Origin of the sequence: Vibrio sp. SCSIO 43132, assembly GCF_019904195.1 — a bacterium.
In the GTDB taxonomy this organism is placed as follows: Bacteria; Pseudomonadota; Gammaproteobacteria; order Enterobacterales; family Vibrionaceae; genus Vibrio; species Vibrio nigripulchritudo.
The window spans coordinates 575743-597089 of the sequence record NZ_CP063200.1; the positions used below are offsets into that span (position 1 = coordinate 575743).

A 21347-nucleotide genomic window follows, 5' to 3' on the forward strand; every position below is an offset into this window, starting at 1 on the left:
TATGTATTCTCGAAATAGAGTCGTGTGGAGCGAAGGATTATTCATCAAGCCACAGCATTTTCAGCAGCAACAACGCTACATGGAATATGCGCTGGATGAGCGAGTGGCGTCAGCAAGCCAATATCTGTTTGGGGTGTCAGAACTGTCTCTGAACCCAGAATACTTAAGTTTTGGTCGCATAGCGATTGAACGCGCAGTAGGCGTAATGCCAGACGGCACGGTATTCAAAATTCCACAAGAAGATTTGATGCCCGAAGCGTTGGAAATTGCCGACGATTCACTGGCAAACCAGATCGTGTATCTGGCGCTTCCGCTTCGCAGTGATTCATTAGCCGAAATCAGCTTCCCGGATTCTCAAGGCACAGGTCGTTACACCGCGCGCAAACAAGAAGTGCGCGATGTGCATACACCGCAAGGCGACAGCACGGTATTGGATGTTTCGCCTGTTCAGCCTCGCCTGATGTTAGAAAAGCAAGATCGCAGTGCATTTGCTTCTATCGCCATTGCCCGAATTCTGGAAAAGAGACCCGATGGCAGCGTCATGCTGGATCCGGATTTTGTCCCTTGCCATTTCAACGTAGTCGGCATTCCGCATTTGCACCGCTTCATCAGTGAAATGTCGGGTCTGATGCGTGAGCGTGCCAAGAACATTGCCCAGCGCATTGGCTCGCCAAGTCAGGGCGGGGTCGCGGATGTATCAGACTTTATGTTGCTGCAATCGCTGAACCGACTGCAGCCACAACTGCAACATTTGTCTTCTCTACGCAGCCTGCATCCCGAGCGTTTGTACGAATCGCTGACCGCCATTTGCGGAGAGCTGGCGACCTTTACCGATGAAAGCCGAATGCCTCCGCAATTTACCGTGTACCAACACGAAATGCCGACCGAGTCTTTCCAGTCTCTGATGGTGAAATTGCGCCAGTCACTCAGCATTGTGCTCGAACCGCGTGCCGTCTCCATCCAGCTACAGAAACGTCGCTTCGGGCTTATGGTTGCCCCAATTCAGGACCAAAGTTTACTGGAATCGGCGGATTTCATTCTGGCGGTGCGCGCACGTATGCCACTGGAAGATCTTCGTCGTCTGTTTGTGCAGCAAACCAAAGTGGCGTCGGTGGAAAAAATCCGCGAGCTTATCTCTCTTCAACTGCCGGGTATTCCCGTCAACCCGCTTCCTGTGGCACCAAGACAATTGCCTTACCACGCGGGTTACACCTACTACCAGCTAGACAAAACCAGCGAAGCATGGCGCATGCTGCAAAACGCCAGTGGCTTTGCCTTCCACGTCGCGGGCGAGTTCGACGAACTGGATCTGCAATTCTGGGCAATTAGGAGCTAATCATGATCGTCACTGAAGAATTCAATAAAGACCGCTACGACGAGCTGCTGTTTGATCAGGTGAAAAGCATCGACGCGGATCAGGATTACTGGTTCAAGCTGCGCGGTGATAACCAGAACAAAATGATCGACGCTGCGACCCCGCTCCTGGGGCTGTCGCTGCGTATCCGTTCACTGGCCCAGTGCGACAACATCGAATCCATTTACAAGCAGGCTCAAGAAGAGATCAAAGCCATTGAAATGGAACTGGTTCAGGTGGATGTAGAACACGCGATGATCATGGCGTACCGCTACGTGTTGTGTGCAGTACTGGATGAAGCGGTGATGAGCACGCCTTGGGGGGCAGACAGCACATGGGCAGAACATTCATTACTGACCCGCTTTCACAACGAAACCTGGGGTGGCGAAAAAGTCTTCACCATTTTGAACCGCTTGCTTAGCGATCCACCTCGCTATCGTCCGTTGCTGGAGTTCATTTACCTCTGCCTGATGCTCGGGTTTGAGGGTAAATACAAAGTGGTGGAAGGCGGAAAAGAAGAGCGTGAACGTGTCGCCATCAAGCTTTACGAAACGCTTTCAAGGTTAGATGACAAAGAGCCAGAAGAGCTGACCAGCGCCACAGACCACGTGGTTGCCACCAAATATCGCTTGAGCCGTCAGATGCCGATTTGGCTGATTTTTGCAGGCTTCGCGGGTTTGTGGGCAGTGGTGTTTTTTGTGTACCGCTACATGCTTCACAGCAAGTCGCTTGATGTACTCAATCAGCTGAATCAGATTCTTTAAAACACATTCTATATAACTCAAAGATATCAATAGATTTTATTTTCATTTTTCAATGTCAAAGGTTGCGCCGTGATTCGAATCGAACTTCCTACATTAATCAGTAAACTGAACGACCAAAGCAAACTGGCTCTGGAGCAAGCTGCCTCACTGTGCCTTGAACACGAACACTCTGAAGTCACGTTCGAGCACTATTTGCATGTGTTACTGGACAATCCACTCAGTGATGTGCGCGAAATTCTGCGCAGTGGCAATACGGACCATCACGAAGTTCAGGATTTGGTACACGGTTCGTTTCCGCGTGAAACGGGACACGATACCTACCCGGTTTTCTCGCCATTGCTGATTGAATTGCTGCAAGATGCCTGGTTGTTGGCGTCGACGGAAATGAATCAGGATCATCTCCGATCAGGTGTGATTTTCCTGACCGCCATCATGCGTCCGGATCGTTATCTGCCGTTGCCTTTGGCAAACAAATTCCAGTCTTTGAATCGCGAAACCCTTCGCCGTGAGTTCTTCAACATTTTGAAAGACTCTTCTGAAACTCCGGTTGAAGAAAGTACAGGTAAGAAAAGCAAAGCACCTGTCGGCAACGACGGTCAGCGAGCGCTCGACAAATACTGCGCAAACGTCACCGCACAAGCGCGCAATCAGGAACTTGACCCTGTGCTGTGCCGAGATGAAGAGATCAATCTGATGATCGACATCCTCTGCCGTCGCCGCAAGAACAACCCAATTGTAGTGGGTGATGCCGGTGTCGGTAAAAGTGCGGTGGTTGAAGGTTTAGCCAATCGCATTATGGACGGAAAAGTACCCGATAAGCTGAAAAACATCGAACTGATGAGCTTAGATTTGGGCTTGCTGCAAGCGGGGGCTGCGGTAAAAGGCGAGTTTGAAAAGCGCCTTAAATCCATTATTGATGAAGTGAAATCGTCGCCAACGCCGATCATTCTGTTCATCGATGAAGCACACACGCTGATTGGAGCGGGCAATCAAGAAGGGGGAGGCGATGCCGCCAACCTGTTGAAGCCTGCGCTGGCGCGTGGTGAATTGTGCGCCGTGGCCGCCACTACCTGGAAAGAATACAAGAAATACTTTGAAAAAGATCCTGCTCTGAGTCGTCGTTTCCAACTGGTGAAGTTAGATGAGCCGTCTGCGGATCAAACCGTCGATATCCTTCGCGGTCTGTGCGAAGTGTATGAGAAGAATCATCAGGTTCTGATTTCAGACAGCGCGTTAAAAGCCGCGTCACACTTGTCGGCACGTTATGTATCAGGTAGGCAACTGCCGGACAAAGCAATTGACGTACTTGATACCGCGTGCGCGCGTATCTCCATCAATCTGAGTACGCCACCGTCTCGGATGTCGGAGCTGGAAACCCTACAGCATCAATACGAGTTAGAGCGTCGTATGTTGGAGCGTCAGGTTCAGATTGGTCAGAAGATAGATGAAGAGCGTCTTGCCACCCTGATCGCCAAAGACGAAGAGTGCAAAGCTGAGTATCAGGAAACCGAACAAGCCTGGCAGAAACAGCGCGATTTGATCAACGAGATGATCGAACTGCGAACAACATTGCTCAGTGATGACCAGTCGGAAGATGATCTTGCCAACACCAAACAAGCATTAGAGGCTCTATACGAACAGCTTGATCAAACGCCTTTTAAGGATCGCCTGATTCACCCAGAAGTTGACGACCAACAGGTTGCGGAAGTGATTGCAGACTGGACTGGGGTGCCAATTGATCAAATGAATACCGATGAGCTGACCAAGCTGACGCACCTTCCAGAGATTCTGGAAAACGCCATCAAAGGTCAGGATGTCGCCATCAATCGCATTCACAAACACCTGCTGACCGCCCGTGCCGATTTAAGACGCCCGGGAAGACCAAAGGGCGCCTTCCTATTAGTTGGGCCAAGTGGTGTGGGTAAAACCGAGACCGTGGTGCAACTGGCAGAAGAGCTGTACGGCGGTAAACGCTTCCTGACCACCATTAATATGTCGGAATACCAAGAGAAACACACAGTTTCCAGACTGATTGGTTCGCCTCCGGGGTACGTAGGCTTTGGTGAAGGCGGTGTGCTAACTGAAGCGATTCGCAAGATGCCGTATTCAGTCGTGTTGCTGGATGAAGTGGAGAAAGCCCACCCAGAAGTGCTGAACCTGTTCTATCAGGCGTTCGACAAGGGTGAACTGGCGGATGGAGAAGGTCGTTTGATTGACTGTCAGAACATCGTGTTCTTTCTGACTTCAAACCTTGGCTTCCAGACCATTGTCGATTACGCCGAGCGCACCGACGAAATGGACGACGCGCTCTACCCAGAACTGGCGGCATTCTTCAAACCAGCATTGCTCGCCCGAATGGAAACGGTGCCGTATCTGCCGCTAGGTGAGGAGGTGATGGAGAAGATTGTTCGCGGCAAGCTGAGCAAACTCGAAACCACCTTAACCGAGCGCTACAAAGCGACGGTCGATATTGCTTCCAGCGTGATCGAAGAAATTCTTTCCCGAACTACACGTTCAGAAAACGGCGCACGTATGCTTGAAGCCATCATCGAAGGGCAGATGTTGCCACCCATTTCTCTGGCGTTACTTGAGAAACTGGCGAACCAAGAAACCGTTACTCATATAGCCATCTCTGCCGAAGACGGCGAATTCATCGGGAAGGTGGAATAGCATGAGTGATTGGCTAAAAGTCGCAGACAAACTGGTGAACGCCAGAGAAGCCTCCGGCTTGGTTCAGGTCATGCTGGATACCTTGCAGCACGACCTGCATGTAGACAAGAGCTTCTTTGTTGCCGTGACACCAGACGGTCGCCAACTGATTACCTTAAATCGCGTGCCGGATCTCTGCTGGAACGTCACCGATTTTGAGTGCCCATTTGCCCATGTACTGCAAAACGGCGGGCAAAAAATCATTAATCACGAACATCTGGTCTATTGGGAAGGGGACACCAACTTTACCTCCCTGATCGACGGATGCAGACCGGATCAGAAAATTGTGATTACCCCACTTCACAGCCGTTCAGGCGCGATTTTGGCTTTGTCAGTCAACTTGGTGAATGTGGCGATGTGGATAAACGAAGTGGGGCAGTCGAACTATTTGCGTTTCCTTAACCTGTTCACCCGTCATTGGGAGTGGCTTGGTGATTTGAACGCTGCTTCCGCATCAAAAAGCCAGTTGAAAGAGTCGCTCTCCTATGTGGAGCAAACTCAGACTATTCTGAAACAGTCGGACTCTATCCGCAGCAAGCTGGTGGGCGACAGTACGCCGATGAAAGCGCTGCGCGAACAAATTGCGACGGCGTCACAGTCGGATATGACGGTGTTGATTCAGGGTGAAACGGGCGTGGGTAAAGACGTAGTGGCGTCTGCCATTCACGAGCTTTCCTCACGTCGGGACAAATCGCTTGTGGCGATCAACTGTGCTGCGATTCCGGAAAACTTGCTGGAAAGCGAGCTGTTTGGTTACACCAAGGGTGCGTTTTCAGGTGCAACCTCAAATAAGCCGGGGCTGATAGCGCTGGCAGATGGCGGCACCCTGTTTCTTGACGAAATCGGCGATATGCCACCGATGCTGCAAGCCAAGCTTCTTCGCGTATTGGAAACCCGCACTTTCCGTCCTTTAGGGGCAGAAAAAGAACAGAGCTCCGACTTTCGCTTGGTGGCGGCGACGCACGTGGAACTGCGCCAGAAAATTGAAGAGAAAACCTTCCGTCAGGATCTGTTCTACCGTCTGTACCAGTTCCCGCTTAACGTACCGAGTTTGAAAGAGCGGATGGAAGACGTCGAGGTGCTTGCCAAGCATTTTATCGACCAGTTTAACCAAGCCAATGGCACACGCGTGCGCGGTATTCACTTCAAAGCGCTCGATATGCTGATGCAATACACCTTCCCCGGAAACGTACGCGAACTGCGTCATCTTATTGAGTTTGGCTGTGCGCACCTGCACAACGGACACGAACTGATGGCGGATGAGTTAGGGCGATACATTCAGGATACCGGAGGGATGGCGGCCAACGAAGACAACGTTCAGGACGTGCCGGACGAAGAACAAACGCTGCTGTCGATTTCTGATCTCCGTTCAGCAGTGAAAAGTTACGAATCCAAGATCATTGCGATGCGCCTGCGTCAGTACAAAGGCGACCGTTCCCGTGCGGCAGAAAGCTTGGGAATTCCAAAGCGCACTTTGGCGGATAAATGTTCCAAACTGGAGATCAATATCTGATGTTTCGACGCACTTTACTTACGGCAAGTCTTCTTATTGGCGCTTCAGCTTCGGCATTTGCAGAAGACAAATCGGCTCAGGTTTCTTCTGCCGACGCGTTAATGGAAAAAGCGCAGCAGTGCCGAACCATTGCGTCCAAAGTCGAAAGACTGTCGTGTTTTGATAGCTTGTTTGGAACCCCCATCGCTGATGCAGCTGTAGAGCAGGAACTGGTGCGCCCAGAGCCTTGGCAACGTGCGGTGAAGAGTGAAGCTCAGCGAAACGGGCAAGTGGGCTGGCTTCGCAGTGAAACCATCGACAGCAATGGTGAGAAAGCCTTGTGGTTTACCGTCACCTCAAACCCTAGGGTGGAATCGACAGAAGCGCCCGTTATTTTAATGGCGAGCTGCATCAACAAAATATCCCGTTTAGAAATCTTGTTCCCAGAAGTGCAAAAAGGTGCGAGAGCCGATGTATCGCTGGGTTCTGAACGCCAACGATGGACGTTTGATGAGCAGGGCATGGTATTGCGCTCCGGTCGTGGGTTAGCCGCTATTGGCATCATGCGCCCTCTGGTTCGAGCGTCACAAATTCACGTTCGTTCCAATGCGGATCGTATCGATGGTCTGGTGTTTGAAACCGAAAACGGAAAATCAGCAATCACCGAATTGCGGGAGCTGTGCCGATGGTAGTCATGGATGAGCAACCTGTCAGCATGGATGACAAAGCGATTCGGGAAAAACTCCGCGCGCCCATTTCGGAAGACAGCCCGGTGGGTGAGCGTGTTGTGGATGATCCGGTGTTCGATTTTGTTGAAAGCCAGATGATGAAGGTCGGTTCGCTCTCTCATGCAGAAGTTCGCTGGGCAGAAGTGGAAACCGGGATCATTTCCCTGTTTGAGCAAAAAACCAAAGATCTGAAATTGATGACTCACCTGTTGCAGTGTTTTCACCACAGCAACACGGTGGACCGATTTTGCCTGTCGATGCAAGTGATGACGGACTTTATGGCGACCTATTGGGAAACTTGCTACCCAGCGCCCGGTGCGCGAGGCGTGTTGCCGAGGCGCAAATTCTATAGCCAGATTATTCAGCGTTTCGATACGGCGTTGGAAAAGCTGGTGAAAGGCACTCTTCCTGTCACTGAACAGCAGAGCGAAGCCATTGGTAAAGCCAAGATCGCGTGGAGTGATACAGCAGAGAAACTGTCTCTGGACAATGACAACTTTATCGCCTTCATCCGCAAACTGGAACGCTGGTTAGAGTCGAACAAGCTGCAAGACCTGCCATCTTCTGCGCCGGTTTCTTCGGCAGAGTCGAATTCTGTTTCCCAGTCTTCTGGAAATGCTGCCGTAACGCCAAGAGCAGTCGAAGTGGATACTGGCAACGAAAAAGCGATGAAGGCATCGTTGCAAAAGGTCGCCGATTTCCTGAGCGAATTTGAATACGGTCATGCACTGAGCGTTCGCGTTCGTCGCTTTTCCGTCTGGTCGTCGATCACGACGCCACCGGATGGTGACCATAAGGGTGAAACTCAGCTTCGCGCCATGGTGGGGGAGCGTGTCAGCGAATATTACGAACAGTTGCAACGCAACCCCGATCTGGCGTTGTGGCGCAAGGTCGAGCAGAGCTTAACCATCGCGCCTTACTGGTTTGATGGTCAGCATTTAAGTGCGCAAATTGCCGCTAAGATTGGTCAGCAAAGCTGGGCAGACGCCATTCTGGAAGAAACCCAGAACTTTCTGGCTCGCATCCCCGAGCTGTCGGGTATGAGCTTCAAAGGCGGCGTGCCCTTTATTGGGGAAGACACCCGAAGCTGGCTTAAGTCGAATGAGCGCGTGCAAACCACCTCTACCGTGAACAGCTGGGATGACAAGCGACAGGAAGCGTTTGTGATGGCTAAAGAAGCGGGGTTGTCCGTCGCCATGGCGATGCTCAACGACGGTTTGTCTGCCGCCAAAGAACCACGAGATGTCTTTTACTGGCGGCTGCTAACCGCCGATTTATTAGCAAACAACGGGCTAGAAGCGATGGCGCATCAGCACTATCAATCCCTTTATCAATCGGCTATCGAAACCAAGGTCGAAGACTGGGAACCGTCGCTCATCAATCAATTACAACAATTCGTCGTAACGGAATAATACAAGGTAAGAAACATGGGGAAGTTTATCAGCGGCTTGCTTAAAAAAATGGGTCAGAGCTTCAAATCGGCCATTCCGATTTTGCTGGTCGCGCTGTGTGTGCTGATCATCGTCGCCATCTGGTGGGCAGGTCCGATGCTGGAATATCAGGAGACATTCCCATTGTCTTCCGTGATGTCTCGCGTGATTGCGAGTGTGATTTTCTCGCTTATCTGTATTGCCTTCTGGGGCATGTATCAGTGGAAAGCGCTGAACCGCTTTAAAGCCAGCATCAAGCGAGAAGAACAGCTAAAAGCGGACCCAATTCTTCAGTTTGAAGAGCGTCAGGAAGTTGAGTTGAACCAGATCATGGTCAACATGAAGGAGAACCTCAACAAGCGCAATTACCTTTACGCCCTGCCTTGGTATTTGGTGATTGGTCTGGAAAATGCGGGTAAAACCAGCCTTATCAACCGTTCCGGTCAGAATTTTGTGTTCTCTACCGTGATGCGTGCATCGGGCAAGAAAAGCGAAAACCCTTACAGTTTCGACTGGTGGATTGGCGAAGAGTCGGTGCTGATTGACCCTGATGGCGAGCTGCTGACTCAAGGCTACAACAACGAAGACAACGACGGTCAGATGGAACGTCGCCTATGGGTGCACTTCATCGAATGGCTTGAGCGCACCAGAAGCCGTCGCCCTTTGAACGGCGTGGTGATTGCCCTTGATGTCGCGCAATTAGCCTCCGGCACAACTTCCAGCCGAAAAGCTTACGCCAGCCTGCTTCGCACCCGTTTACGCGAGCTGATGGAAACCTTGTCCACGCGTATGCCAGTGTATGTCACGTTAACCAAAATGGACTTGCTACACGGCTTCGAACCTTTCTTCCGTCATTACCCAAAGAGCAAACGTGACGAAGTGCTGGGTTTCACCTTCTCACTAGATTCAGTCGACAATCTCGACAAATGGCTGGATGAATTCACCGAAGATTACGGTCGATTTGTTGAGCGCATTAAAGAGAGTTTGCCACTGTCGCTGCTGGAAACCATGGACAACTCTGAACGTCAGAGCATTTATGGCTTTACGCGCCAGATCTCGGGTCTGAAAGAAGTGCTGCACGAATTCCTGCAAGATGCACTAGGCAGCGATCAGTTCTCGACGTCGGCTCTGGTTCGTGGTGTTTACTTTACCTCGGTATTCCAGCAGGGCGTGCCTTCCAACGCCTTTGATGATGCGGCATCGCGCCGTTACGGTCTGAGCCATGCGATCAACCGAGCGCAGGACGCGAAAAACTCCACGGTTTACTTCACTCAGAAACTGTTCAACGGGATCGTGTACCCAGAGGCGGGCTTGGCGTCGGACAACTTCCGCGTAGCTAAGCAGAAACGCCGTATTGTGGCGTTGTCGACGGTGGTATGCCTTATCGCCACCTTTATGTTGATTGGCAGCTGGCACGGGTACTACATCAAGAACGTCAATCAGGCGGATGCAGTACTGGCTAAGGTGAATGAATTCCGCAACAAGTACCCGGAAGATCTCTCTTTGCTGAATCAGAAAGAGATTCTGGAGCCATTGGATACCATTCGTGAAGCCACACTGGAGTTTGGTTTCTTCCGTGAAAAACCAGAATACATTTCGGACATGGGCTTGTACCAAGGGCATATGATTGGTCCTAAAGTCGAGCAGACATATCTGGCTTTGCTGGAAAGCCGTTATTTACCGTCTTTGATGAAAGACATCGCACTGGAATTGTCGAACGCGGAAAACGAAGAGCATCAGTTGGAAGTACTGCGCGTGTTCCGAATGATGATCGACAAGAGCGGTCGTTACAAAGAGTTCGTTATGGATTACTTCTCTAAAAACTGGCAGCGACAGTTTGTAGGGAACCGTGTCACTCAAGAACGTTTGCTAGAGCACCTCGATTACGCCATGAACCACACCGATTTGGCGACTCAGTACAAAGAAGGTGATCAGGCGGCAATTGCCTCGGTGAAACCTTACGAGGGGCTAATTTCTAAAGCGCAGCGTGATTTAAGTGCGATGTCCATCGAGCAGCGTGTATACCGTAACCTGAAATCCAATTCTTCAACCTACCTTGGTGCGCCCATCAATGTGCGAAATCAGGTGGGACCGGTATTTGATGTGGTCTTTGAAGAGCGTGTCATCGACAGTGAAAATCTGATGGTGCCGCGCATGCTGACCAAGCAAGGTTTTGATAGCTACTTTATCGAGCAGTCGGATTCGGTTTCTGAGCTGGCGTTGATAGACAGTTGGGTATTGGGGCAAACACAAGTGGCGGAATTCAGCGCTGCAGACAAGATTGCTCTGAAGAACAAAATCCGCTCGCTCTACGTCGTCGACTACACCAATACATGGCGAAACGCGATGAACGAAGTGGATGTGAAGTACTTCGTCGACATCAACAACGCTGTTTTGGTGCTGGATAACCTGACGGGTAGCACTCAGCCATTCACCCGTTTGCTTCAAACCCTTGAAGACAACACCCGCTTGTTCAGCGAGTTGCCAGAAAATGAAGAAGCGCGTGAAGAGTTGCTGAAATCACCGAAGTACAAAGTCGCGTCCATGATTCATGCGCCGTTTGCAGAGCTGAATTCCATGCTGCATGCGCAAGGCGCTCAGCCAGCGTACTTCGATGAAGTACAGACTGCGGTAGTGCAGTTGCTGAATTACCTGAAAGCGATTCAGGATGCACCAGACGTTGGGCGTGCTGCGCTGGAAGCGACCAAAGCGCGAATCAGTCTGAGCAACGCAGACCCTATCTACACGCTAAAACGCATCGCTTCTGGCTTGCCAAGCCCGCTCGACAACATGGTGTCTAAAATTGCCGACGAGAGCTGGTACGTGGTGAAGCAGGAAGCCATTAAGCATCTGGAGATCCGCTGGCAGCGTGACGTGTATTCGGTGTTCCAGGAGAAATTTGCCTCCCGTTATCCGTTCGACCAAGAGTCGCGTAAAGACGTGGCACTTGAAGATTTTGAAGAATTCTTCTCGCCAGACGGCACCTTGGACAGCTTCTACAGCGAGCAGTTAAAGATGTTCATCGAAGAAGGGATCTCCATTTCTGAAGATTCGGCGCAGCAATCGCTGATTCGTCCTGAAGTGCTGGCACAGCTTAAACAGGCGAAGAAGATCCAACGTGCCTTCTTTAACCGCAAAGGGATTCTGGATGTGGCGTTCTCTCTTGAGCCGATTCGCCTGACGTCTAACAAGCGACGCTCAGTGATCAACATCGATGGTCAGTATGTGGAATACAGCCACGGTCCTCGCCAGTCGGTGGAACTGATTTGGCCAAACACCTTGCGCGGAAGCTCGGTGTCGAAAGTGACGTTAGTACCAACCAAGTCGAACTTGTCGCCGCGTAGTATCGAGCGCAAAGGCCCTTGGGCGCTGTTCCGACTGCTTGATAAGAGTGAAGTGGTAGGGGGCAGCATCACCAGTGTGGATTACAAGTTCGCGATCGATCGCGGTGATGTGTCTTACCGCTTGTATTCCGAAGCGGCGGTGAATCCGTTTAAAGAACGTTTGTTCGATTCGTTCAAACTGTCGAGCACTCTGTACTAGCTCGCAGAAAGTCAGTCACACATTAAGATGCATGGCGCGTTAAATCGCGCCAGCAAAAATAAGGTATTTGGGTGTCAAACAAGATTTATATCGACCACGGAATTTTTACCATACTGAGCAACCAGCCTTCGCTCAGGGATTCCGAACGCTATCAAAAAATTCGCAGTGAAATTAATGGTCGAATGGGATTTTTATCTGGGGCGACTCAGTGGGAATCCGTGTTTAATGAATGCATCAAACTGGGCACCGAAGTGGGAATGGACTTCCTGCTTACCAGCTACTTTTCAGTTGCAGGGTTTAAGGTTGAGGGAGTGAAAGGCTTTGCATCGGGGTTAGAGCTGATGCTTGCCGCCTATGTGGAAGACAAAGATCACCAGGCACTTTCAAGCCATCACAAGCAAGAAATCATTCAGTGGATGACCAGCAAGGTCACGTCTGATCTCAAACTGATCAAGCCCAATAAGGACCAGATTCGTGACCTGTATCGCTGTGAGCGTGCTTTGCAGGATCTCAATGAGCTGTGCGAGCGTTTTCAGCCTGAATCCAGCCCGAATTTCGAAGGCATTGCCTTTAGTATTTTCGAGCATATTGACCGTATCGAAACCGTCACTCAAGTGGTTCAGAAGCCAGATTTGCCAACCGACAATACCAGTAAGTCTGGTCGGAATATCTGGATGTTTTTCTTTATCCTTGCATGGGCATTAACGGTTGCGGTGGCTTACTTTTACTCGGTTGAACGTTTAAAGGTCTGCTACGCCGTAGAAGGCATGAAGCGCACTGTGACTGCCCCAACGGAAGAGCTGCTTTCAAAGCTGACCGAGGAGTCGGTTGCCGAGCTGCCACCTGATGAACAAATTGTGATTCGCTCTGCATTGGTGGATGCCATGGACAGCGATTTGAAGATCACGGTTTACCAGCAGTACCTCAACGTCGTCATGTTGATGGAAAAAGCCAAAGAACTGTTCCCGGATAACCCGGAAGTGGAAGCCGCAATCAAGAAAATTGAGGTACAAAGCCAAGGGTATCGTGAAGAGTTACAACGCGATTTAGAGCGTTTCTATTCTGCGAGGACGCTGGCAGCGAATCTGGTGAATGAAACCAAGCACGCTAATAACCAGGAAAGTGCTGAGAGACTGGAGCAGTACATTTTGAGCCTGTCGCCCATCTACAGTCGCAACGCTTATATTCAGGAACAAATTGATAAGCAAAACTACGATCTCGCGAAAGAAGAGCTGTCGGTATTGCAGGAACGCGTCGCCCGGATCGTATGGCAATTGTCCTCTTATCAAAATGCGCTTTCAGACGTCGCTCATGACCCGGTCGTCGCGGTTAAGAGTAGTGAAGAAATTGCCATTGAAGAGCCAGGTGCCCAACCATTACCAGGTGCTCAACCATGAAAGGGGTAAAACAACTTCTGACGCTGTCACTGCTCTGTCTGCCATCAAGCAGTTATGCCTTGAATGAAATCGAAGACATCACTCCAGAGCAGGCGTTTGAAAAAGGGCGTGTGCTGAGGCTGCAATACCACAACGAACAGGCGCTGGAATACCTGAAACATGCCGCAGACTCGGGGCATTCAATGGCTGCTTTGCTGTACGCCGACGAGTTAGCCACACTGCCCCATGCGGTCAGGCGTCAGGAAGAGATTATCCACTACACCTTGCAAGCTGCAGAAGGTGGAAACATCTGGGCAATGGAGCGGTTGGCAAACACCAATCGCTCGGGTAGTGAAGAGAACCGGGTTAAGTGGCAGCAGCGCTTTTTAACGTCATTGAAGCAAGAAGCCGAAAACGGCAATACCAAAGCCATTCTGACGATGTTTTATCTGAAAAGAGATGAAAAATATAAGCAAGCCAAAATCTGGCTGACCAAAGCATTGCAACAGGAATCTGAGCGGGCAAAGCTGGCAGAAGTCGAGCTGGTGGAGCAGGGATACGAAGAGTGGTTTGTACTGCCGGGAAACCGAATGAAAGAAAGTAAACAGCGATACGCCGAACTGGCTGAAACAGGCTATCTGCCTGCTGTGAAAAAAACGATTCAGTTACTGATAGAAACCGACAAAACCCATCAGGCGGTGGTTTGGCTTGAGGAAGCGGTGCGAATGGGGGATGCGACGTCTTTGGCTCTGCTGGCAAAAGCATATGCAGGTAATTACCCCAAAACCCGAGTCGAGAAAGACTTGGTGAAATCCTACAGCTACTACCTCAATTATCTGGATGCGATGGGGTCAGACAGATTGATCGGAACCCGCAAGCGGATAGAGAAAGAGGAGCAAGCGGTGAAGGAACAACTCTCTGAAACGCAAATTGCTGACGCAGAAAAGCTTCATCAGGAATACAAGAAAAATCACACCGTGATGTTGTTTGAAACCCCTTGGAAATATGAAATGAACTAGGTCAACAACCTAGTTCATAGCCCTTTATGCTTTTCGATTTACTTATACTGTGTCTCCACCCCACTTCCTTATTGGTTGGGTATTTGGGAGGCTTGATAATCCTTGCGATTTTTTACTATTACTCAACGAAAGCGTTGGTTATTTTTGCTGGTTACTATCTTATCTGGGCAGTAGCATTTGCCCCCATATCTATCCCCACTCTAATTGAATTCCTCAAAGGTTGGCTACTTCCAAAGCACTTCAACTCATATGGTGACGTTGTCCCCTGGTTGCTATTTGGCAGTATCCCACTGGGGCTTGTTGTCACGTTCATCTGGACACTGTTTTGTCTGTTTGGCGAAGTGAGTCCAACGAAGAAGTGATGTCTCTCAAAGATATTTTCTATTTGATATTCCTTTCCGGTGGGCACAAACAGGTGCCTCAAATCTGAGAACACCTCCCTGCGCGTGTTAACTTTGAGATTAACGGACAGAGCTCAGAGTTATACACAGATTTTGTAAACATGGCGGACAAAACGCTGGCTCGAATGTGATAGAAATGCGGGAAGAAGATCGGCTGATAAGGCTTATGTCACCGATTTGTTGGCAGATTTATACGTTTCACGATTCCCGTAAAGATATAAAGTTGGCTTAGATGAAAACAAACACAGGGAACCCGTTGCTTTACTTAAAGGCTTTCATACTCTCCTTCGTGATCGCCATGTTGAGCTATTTTTCAATTCAGGGTGCAGTAGGGTATTACCTTTGGAAGGAGCAGAACAAAGACGCAATAAGAGTGCTTGAGACCGTCAGCAATGTTCACAAAGAAGTGGTGGAAGTGCTGACCACTCTGAATCATTTGCAACTGAGGACATGTTCTGAAGAACATAACCTGATGATGCGAAAGCTGCTCTTCACTTCCGATTACATTAAAGACATAGGGTATCTGGAAGACAACACCCTCTTTTGTACAACCGGAAAGGGCAAGCTGTCTCCACCTTTCGTTGGCGGTGCGACGCCACATCTGGTCACCGAGGAAGGCTTCAAATTCTGGCGTCATGTCAAACTCATCATTCTCGACAATACCTACGATTCTCTGGTGATCCGCAAAGGCAATTACAACATTGTGCTGGATGAGAAATCACTCAACGAATTGATTGATGACAGCTTTCTCTGGGAGCTGGTGTATCTGAAAAAATCAGACGTCATCCACTTTGGCGGTCATGAGGGAATTTTCTCATTACCCGAACCAACCCTCTGGAATTTTCTGGATGGAGAAGGCAATAATCTGGTAAAGCAGTGCGATATTCGAAGGGCTTTTTGTTTAGGGATGAAGTTGAACCCAAACAAACTGGATAGTGATACCGCTGTATTGAGAGTCTTCACCATCGCGACTAGCTTACTGATTGGTTTGTTCGCCTATATGTTCAGTGTGAGATGGTTAAAGTACCTTTTCTCTGACCGTTATCGAATCAGAAAGGCGATTAACTCGAATTCCTTCCATTGTGTTTATCAACCCATAGTGGATCTGCGAACCCAAAAAACCATTGGGGTCGAAATGCTCACACGCTATAGCGACCGTCGAGGTAGTATAGAGCCCAACGAGTTCATCCCTATCATCGTACAAACCGGTCAGACCTGGCAATTTACCCAGAACATGATGAAGAAAGCCATATCGGAGCTTCACCGAATAGATAACCTGCCAGCAGAATTCAAACTGAACGTGAACATCTTTTCTTCAGACATCAATAAGAAGTCGATTCTGGAACTAGTGAACGAAGAGGGAACCTACGATTTCCGAGGGGTATTGGTTCTGGAGGTCACAGAGAGTGAGGAGCTGGAAGACAGTTCAGCATTGCATAAACTCAGAGTCTTGCGAGACAAGGGGATGCAGATAGCAATTGATGATTTTGGCACCGGCTATTCCAACTTGCACCAGTTAAGAAAGATGAACGCTCACAGCCTTAAGATAGATCGCAGCTTTATTCAAGAGATGGAAGACGCCTCCATTCGCTCTTCTTTGATTGAGCATATTGTCGCGATAGCCAAGCAAGAGAATCTTTTGCTGGTGGCCGAGGGAATAGAGAACTCTATCCAACATCGTATTCTTAGAGAGATGGGGGTTGAGTATGGGCAGGGTTGGGCTTTTTCTAAAGAGCTGAGCCTTGTCGAGTTTGAAGAGTTTTGGTATCAGGAAATGGAAAGACAATCCAATTTAATTGACGTTTGAGTGTTGAATAAAAAATAGAAACCCATTAATTAGGATTTTCTTATTTTTTATAGGGCAGATATACAAAGCCGATAATTATTATCGGCTTTAGAAATAAAGACCCTAATATTTATTAGATAATATTATATTAAGTTTAATTGAATTAGTATTTGCTTAGTTAAAATACACTCTTACTTCATCAAAATAATCACAAATCTTGTGAGAGTGTGCATGGTCAATAAGAGCAACACGACGTCCATTTTGAGCTGCGGCGAGTAAGTTATCCAGTATTGAAGGCCCCATTGAATCGTTAAGGTTACGATAAATATCTAAGATGTAATCCTGACCATTAATGTTAACCACGACCATGCTGTCGTAGTCTCGACCATAGTAGCCACCAGTAGAGATGTTGTTGATGTAACCATTCACACATTCTTTTCCTTCTTTAGGTGTTGCAAGAGCAGGAGCAGAAATAACAGACGCGGCTAATATAGCCCCAAAAAGTGCTTTTCTCATATTATTATCCTCATTAATGTTGCCAAAGTTGGCGAAAATAGGCGATTTGCCTTTCGAGGAGAAATTAACAGCGAAAAAAGAAAAATTTGTTGAAAGTGCTCACATAAAAATAATGGAAAAAAGGTCACTTATTCTTGGGTTTCATTTATAGAACACGATGATGAAATAAATATGAGACAGGAATAAGGCAGTACAAAATATTATTTGTTACGATGAATTTCCAATTATATAATAACCGGATTTTTTGAGATTATAAGTAATTAACACCATTCACTCAGTAGTCAAATCACATTGGCTGTTACAGCCATTCTTAATAAACCGAGGCGCGCTTCACACATCTTAAGTTAGCTGTGTGCCAGCAGACGGTTAAATCAAAAAATGAACCGAACTCACTACAAAGTCTGATGTCCACATACCCGGCATAACAGACAACAGGGGCTAGGTTTGAAAGACTACAACGCATATCTTTTTGATATGGATGGGACATTGGTAAATTCCGAACCTTTAAAAGGGAAAGCCTTGTCGCTCGCGTGCAAAGACTTTGGAGCAGAAGTGGACTTCAATATCTATAAGCGCGTTATGGGGGAAAGCTGGGCTGCAGTAACCACACACTTTTTTGAAGAAGGGGGAATCTCCCCAGATCTGGACGCATTTAACCTGTGCTTTAGAAAGCACTATGAAGGGTTATTGAGCCAAGAACTCGCGTTGCATTCCGGGGCATTCAATTATCTGGTTTACCTCAAGCAGTCGGGAAAGGCATGTGCACTGGTAAGCTCTGCAGCCCCATGGATGGTTGAACAAATATTGAAATCCCTTCAGATAGAAAGCTTGTTTGATGTCGTTATCACTCAGGCAGACGTATCTGAGCATAAACCCAGCCCAGAAGCGTATCTTCTTGCACTTGAAAGATTGGATGTTTCACCGGAGGAAAGTGTTGTGATTGAAGATTCGGCGGCGGGAATAGAAGCCGGAAGAAGCAGTGGGTGTGATGTATTAGCTATTCGGCATGACTTCAACGCTATGAATGATTTCCAGCACGCGAAAGGTGTGATTTCAAGCTTTGAAGAGCTATGAATAGTTGAACGACACCTAAAAAGTTTTTCACTGGGCTGCAATTTTGCAGCCCAGTTTTTGTTGCTTTCAGCCACTAGGCTAAAGTTTCTTATGGTTGCTGAGCCAGCTTGGCTTCAAGATCCGCAATTCTTGCTTCTAATGACTTGATGTAAGCCATGATGTCACGATCACCGATAACCGCCATTGGTGCCATAATCATTTTTTCTGCTTCTACAAATGATGTTTTTACAGACTGTGCATCAACTGTTGTGCTGTCCTGCTTACCGTAAATAGATTCTTCAAATTTCAGGCTACCTGCTCTTATCTTGGTTTCTGAACGCCCGACAGAGAACCGATCTGACAGCGTCACATCTGTTGGACGAACATAGGTCTGGAAGTAAGTGCCTTCTGTTTTATTCGCTACATACACCTGATTTTGGTTGATACTGGTGTAGTTAGTGATCCCATCACCCGCTAGAATCTCGTCAGTTTTTACTCCCGCCAAAAAGCGATGAGGGTGTTCTAGCCTGATTTGTGACAACCCTGACTGACACTCTGGAATACTCTGCCAGAACCAGGAACTGGAAACATCAACGCCCTTGTGCGGATCATTCTGAGCACGGAAAAATGCCCCGTCTTTCTGAATCTCATCACCATTGTAATATTGTTGATGAATGCTGAATTCCGGGCAATGTGCAGCCATAGAAGGGAAAGCAATTAGTGCGACTACAGCAGATGCAATAAGTTTTAGTTTCATCGTGTTTCCTCGTTTCTGATTGAATGTCCGAGTGTAAATCTTAACCACGTCGAGAATTTTATATTCTTATCAATGATTTATATTTCATTCGATAGCTAATCGCTCTTGTTACGAGAAACTGCGACAGAATTGGCAAATCTTGGTGTCTTATACCCAAGTGTCCTCAAGATGTATGAATCAGATCCTCATATTCTGTTTCAGTTCAAGGAAAAGAACGCAGCGGAATGACAAGTCCTTTCCAAGTTCTTTGACGATGAAATGGAGCAGAATATGGGATCCCAAGGGCGAGTTTAACTGGCTTTCATACTGCGTTACCGATTCTTGATTTAGACCCACTAGATCTACAAATCGGTGTCTTGTCTGAAAGCCAGTTAATTCTCGCTGAACCATGCATCTTGAGGTTACTTGGGTATACATACAATGAAAAAATTTACGATATGCGCAAAGTCATAAATTGTTTTTGAAAGAATTATATTGTTAGTTCTATCAATATTTAGTCGTCCAAATAATTCCTGAATAATTTTGGTTTGAGTTAACCGTATTTCACTAGGTTCATTAATTAAAAAAGATGAAGAAAAGATCATAAATTTTATGACATGTATTCCATTGAGCCTGAAACGAAATGACAGAATAATGTTTGTAAAGTGGTTTCGAAAAATACGATAAAATTCACTCGCTTATTATTTATATAAGATTGAAGTAATACACAATATTAAAGCGGATTTTTTACAAAAGGCAGGTTTTACAATGTGCTAATAATGCGCTGATAGTTGATGAGCTTATGTATGAATTTAATTTATTTTATCTATTTAAAACAATGGTTTAAATTATTGTTGAATGTGTAACCTTTCCCCTGTGTATACACTAGTTTGTGTGATGTTAATTCCGGTCGATCCGTTTTGTATATTCAATATCGTGATAATGCTCACGGATGGTTAATCATTGTCCGTTTGCTGGTGTACTTCTAAATTTATTTGTTTAATTTAATTCGCAAGTTCAATTTATAAATTAGTGAATGTCATTCTGGATAAAGAAATAAATATTCAAATTTACAATATAATTAGCAGATAAAAATATCATTAACCTTGATGTGAATATCAAGGTGCGAGTTATGTTTTTTTTTAAATTAGCATCAATTAATTTCCAAAGTGGGTATCACTTGGGCGGGGAAGTTATGCCTGAATATAAAGTTTTCTGATCTTTCGAGGAGATTTCAGGCGCTCCAATTTTATCCATTAGTTCATGGTCATGAGTTTGAAAGAATTCGCACACTATTTCGGATAGAGGTGTGATAACGCCTACAGCTTTTAGGGTTGTAGGGAACTATCAATAACTCGTAATGAGTTGATTTTAATGTAATAAAAGTTGGAAGGATATCAACAATGAAATCGAAACTACGACTACTCAGTGTATTAGTTGCAGGCACATTCGGTACCGCATTTGTACAAGCGGAGGAAAACTCAGTGCAACCTCGTATTATCGGGGGGTCTGAGGTTGCTCATTCAAGCGTTCCATATCAAGTGGCTTTACAGACGCCTTCAGGTTTTCAGTTCTGTGGGGGAACCATCATAGCACGAGATTGGGTATTAACGGCAGCTCACTGTGTTCAGGGGAAATCTGCGAGCGGCGTTCAAATCAGAATTGGTGTTGCTGATCTCAGAACAAGCCAAGGGGAAAAGCACAATGTATCGCAAGTCATAATCCATGAAAGTTGGGGTACTTCAGGCGTAAATAACGACATTGCGCTTCTGAAACTCGCGACACCAGTTGATGCGAAATATCCAATCGCCAAACTGCCTACACCAGCAATTAAAGCGCAATTAGCTTCCGTGGGTAATTCTCTGAAAGCATCCGGTTGGGGACGATTCAGTACTTCTTCACGTGACACCAGCCCAGTTCTGAAAGCAACGGATCTACCAGTTATTTCTAACTCAGAGTGTCAGCGCGTAATGGGCAGTGCACCAGTAAGTGATCACTTCATATGTGGATATAAACCTCAAAATAGCGCATGTAATGGCGATAGTGGCGGTCCATTAGCTGCTAGATCGGGCAGTGACTACTACGTATTCGGTGCAGCAAGTTGGGTAACCAAGAACTGTACCACTGCTACTGCGTATACCGACGTGACCAAATTCGTTCCTTGGATCTCTCAGAAATCTGGAGTCACACCTGATGGTGGCGGCACAACGCCACCTCCAACAGATGGCTGTTCTGGTGTTGCTGCTTGGGAACTATACAAGCAATACAAACAAGGTGACCGTGCTGTTGCCAATGGCACATTGTTTGAAGCGAACTACCGCCATTACGGCGTGAATCCATTCAGCGATTACTGGGGCTACTGGACAATGGTTCAGACCTGTAACTGATCCTGCAATTCTTGCCAGCTACATATCGAAGCTGGCTTTCCAAAGTGTTAACG

Annotated in this window: 15 protein-coding genes; 13 read left to right on the forward strand and 2 right to left on the reverse strand. The window is 47.6% G+C overall.

Annotated features, from left to right (window positions below):
* The first annotated feature begins 1 nt into the window (after position 1).
* The 11 genes from tssK (at position 2) to INR79_RS20685 (ending at position 16623) form a co-directional block, all read left to right on the forward strand.
* A complete protein-coding gene (gene tssK / locus INR79_RS20635) occupies positions 2-1336 on the forward strand; it encodes a type VI secretion system baseplate subunit TssK (RefSeq protein WP_004404970.1) in 1335 nt (444 codons plus the stop codon).
* Between the two features lie 2 nt (positions 1337-1338).
* Positions 1339-2118, forward strand: a complete 780-nt coding sequence (icmH, locus tag INR79_RS20640; protein ID WP_022560806.1) for a type IVB secretion system protein IcmH/DotU — start codon at positions 1339-1341, stop codon at positions 2116-2118.
* Between the two features lie 69 nt (positions 2119-2187).
* Complete coding sequence (tssH, locus tag INR79_RS20645) at positions 2188-4788, forward strand: type VI secretion system ATPase TssH (RefSeq protein WP_223099604.1); 2601 nt, start codon at positions 2188-2190, stop codon at positions 4786-4788.
* Between the two features lies 1 nt (position 4789).
* A complete protein-coding gene (locus INR79_RS20650; protein ID WP_223099606.1) occupies positions 4790-6340 on the forward strand; it encodes a sigma-54 interaction domain-containing protein in 1551 nt (516 codons plus the stop codon).
* Complete coding sequence (gene vasI, locus INR79_RS20655; RefSeq protein ID WP_223099608.1) at positions 6340-7011, forward strand: type VI secretion system-associated protein VasI; 672 nt, start codon at positions 6340-6342, stop codon at positions 7009-7011. Before INR79_RS20650 ends, vasI begins: the two co-directional genes overlap by 1 nt.
* The gene (gene tssA, locus INR79_RS20660) at positions 7005-8459 is read left to right on the forward strand and encodes a type VI secretion system protein TssA (protein ID WP_410482914.1); all 1455 of its coding nucleotides are present in this window, start codon (positions 7005-7007) and stop codon (positions 8457-8459) included. Before vasI ends, tssA begins: the two co-directional genes overlap by 7 nt.
* Before the next feature lie 15 nt (positions 8460-8474).
* A complete protein-coding gene (gene tssM / locus INR79_RS20665; RefSeq protein ID WP_022590342.1) occupies positions 8475-12020 on the forward strand; it encodes a type VI secretion system membrane subunit TssM in 3546 nt (1181 codons plus the stop codon).
* Positions 12021-12091: 71 nt separating this feature from the next.
* Positions 12092-13417, forward strand: a complete 1326-nt coding sequence (locus INR79_RS20670) for a type VI secretion system ImpA family N-terminal domain-containing protein (protein WP_223099610.1) — start codon at positions 12092-12094, stop codon at positions 13415-13417.
* Positions 13414-14415, forward strand: a complete 1002-nt coding sequence (locus INR79_RS20675) for a hypothetical protein (protein ID WP_223099612.1) — start codon at positions 13414-13416, stop codon at positions 14413-14415. The genes INR79_RS20670 and INR79_RS20675 overlap by 4 nt, the downstream gene beginning before the upstream one ends.
* 83 nt (positions 14416-14498) lie before the next feature.
* Positions 14499-14777: a hypothetical protein gene (locus INR79_RS20680; RefSeq protein ID WP_223099614.1), complete on the forward strand. Its 279-nt coding sequence runs from the start codon at positions 14499-14501 to the stop codon at positions 14775-14777.
* Positions 14778-15048: 271 nt separating this feature from the next.
* Positions 15049-16623 carry an EAL domain-containing protein gene (locus INR79_RS20685; protein ID WP_223099616.1) on the forward strand — a complete coding sequence of 525 codons (1575 nt, stop codon included), beginning with the start codon at positions 15049-15051 and terminating at the stop codon, positions 16621-16623.
* A 153-nt stretch (positions 16624-16776) separates the two neighbouring features.
* Here the strand turns inward: INR79_RS20685 and INR79_RS20690 are convergent, their stop codons facing one another.
* Positions 16777-17118 (reverse strand): hypothetical protein, encoded by a 342-nt coding sequence (locus INR79_RS20690; RefSeq protein WP_004407517.1) that lies wholly within the window; start codon positions 17116-17118, stop codon positions 16777-16779.
* A 444-nt stretch (positions 17119-17562) separates the two neighbouring features.
* On the opposite strand from INR79_RS20690, the gene INR79_RS20695 reads away from it, so the two are divergent.
* On the forward strand, positions 17563-18192 hold the full coding sequence (locus tag INR79_RS20695) for an HAD family hydrolase (protein ID WP_223099618.1): 630 nt from the start codon (positions 17563-17565) through the stop codon (positions 18190-18192).
* A gap of 88 nt (positions 18193-18280) precedes the next feature.
* Here the strand turns inward: INR79_RS20695 and INR79_RS20700 are convergent, their stop codons facing one another.
* Positions 18281-18928 (reverse strand): hypothetical protein, encoded by a 648-nt coding sequence (locus tag INR79_RS20700; RefSeq protein WP_022560819.1) that lies wholly within the window; start codon positions 18926-18928, stop codon positions 18281-18283.
* A gap of 1382 nt (positions 18929-20310) precedes the next feature.
* On the opposite strand from INR79_RS20700, the gene INR79_RS20705 reads away from it, so the two are divergent.
* The gene (locus INR79_RS20705) at positions 20311-21294 is read left to right on the forward strand and encodes a S1 family peptidase (RefSeq protein WP_223099620.1); all 984 of its coding nucleotides are present in this window, start codon (positions 20311-20313) and stop codon (positions 21292-21294) included.
* Positions 21295-21347 lie beyond the last annotated feature (53 nt).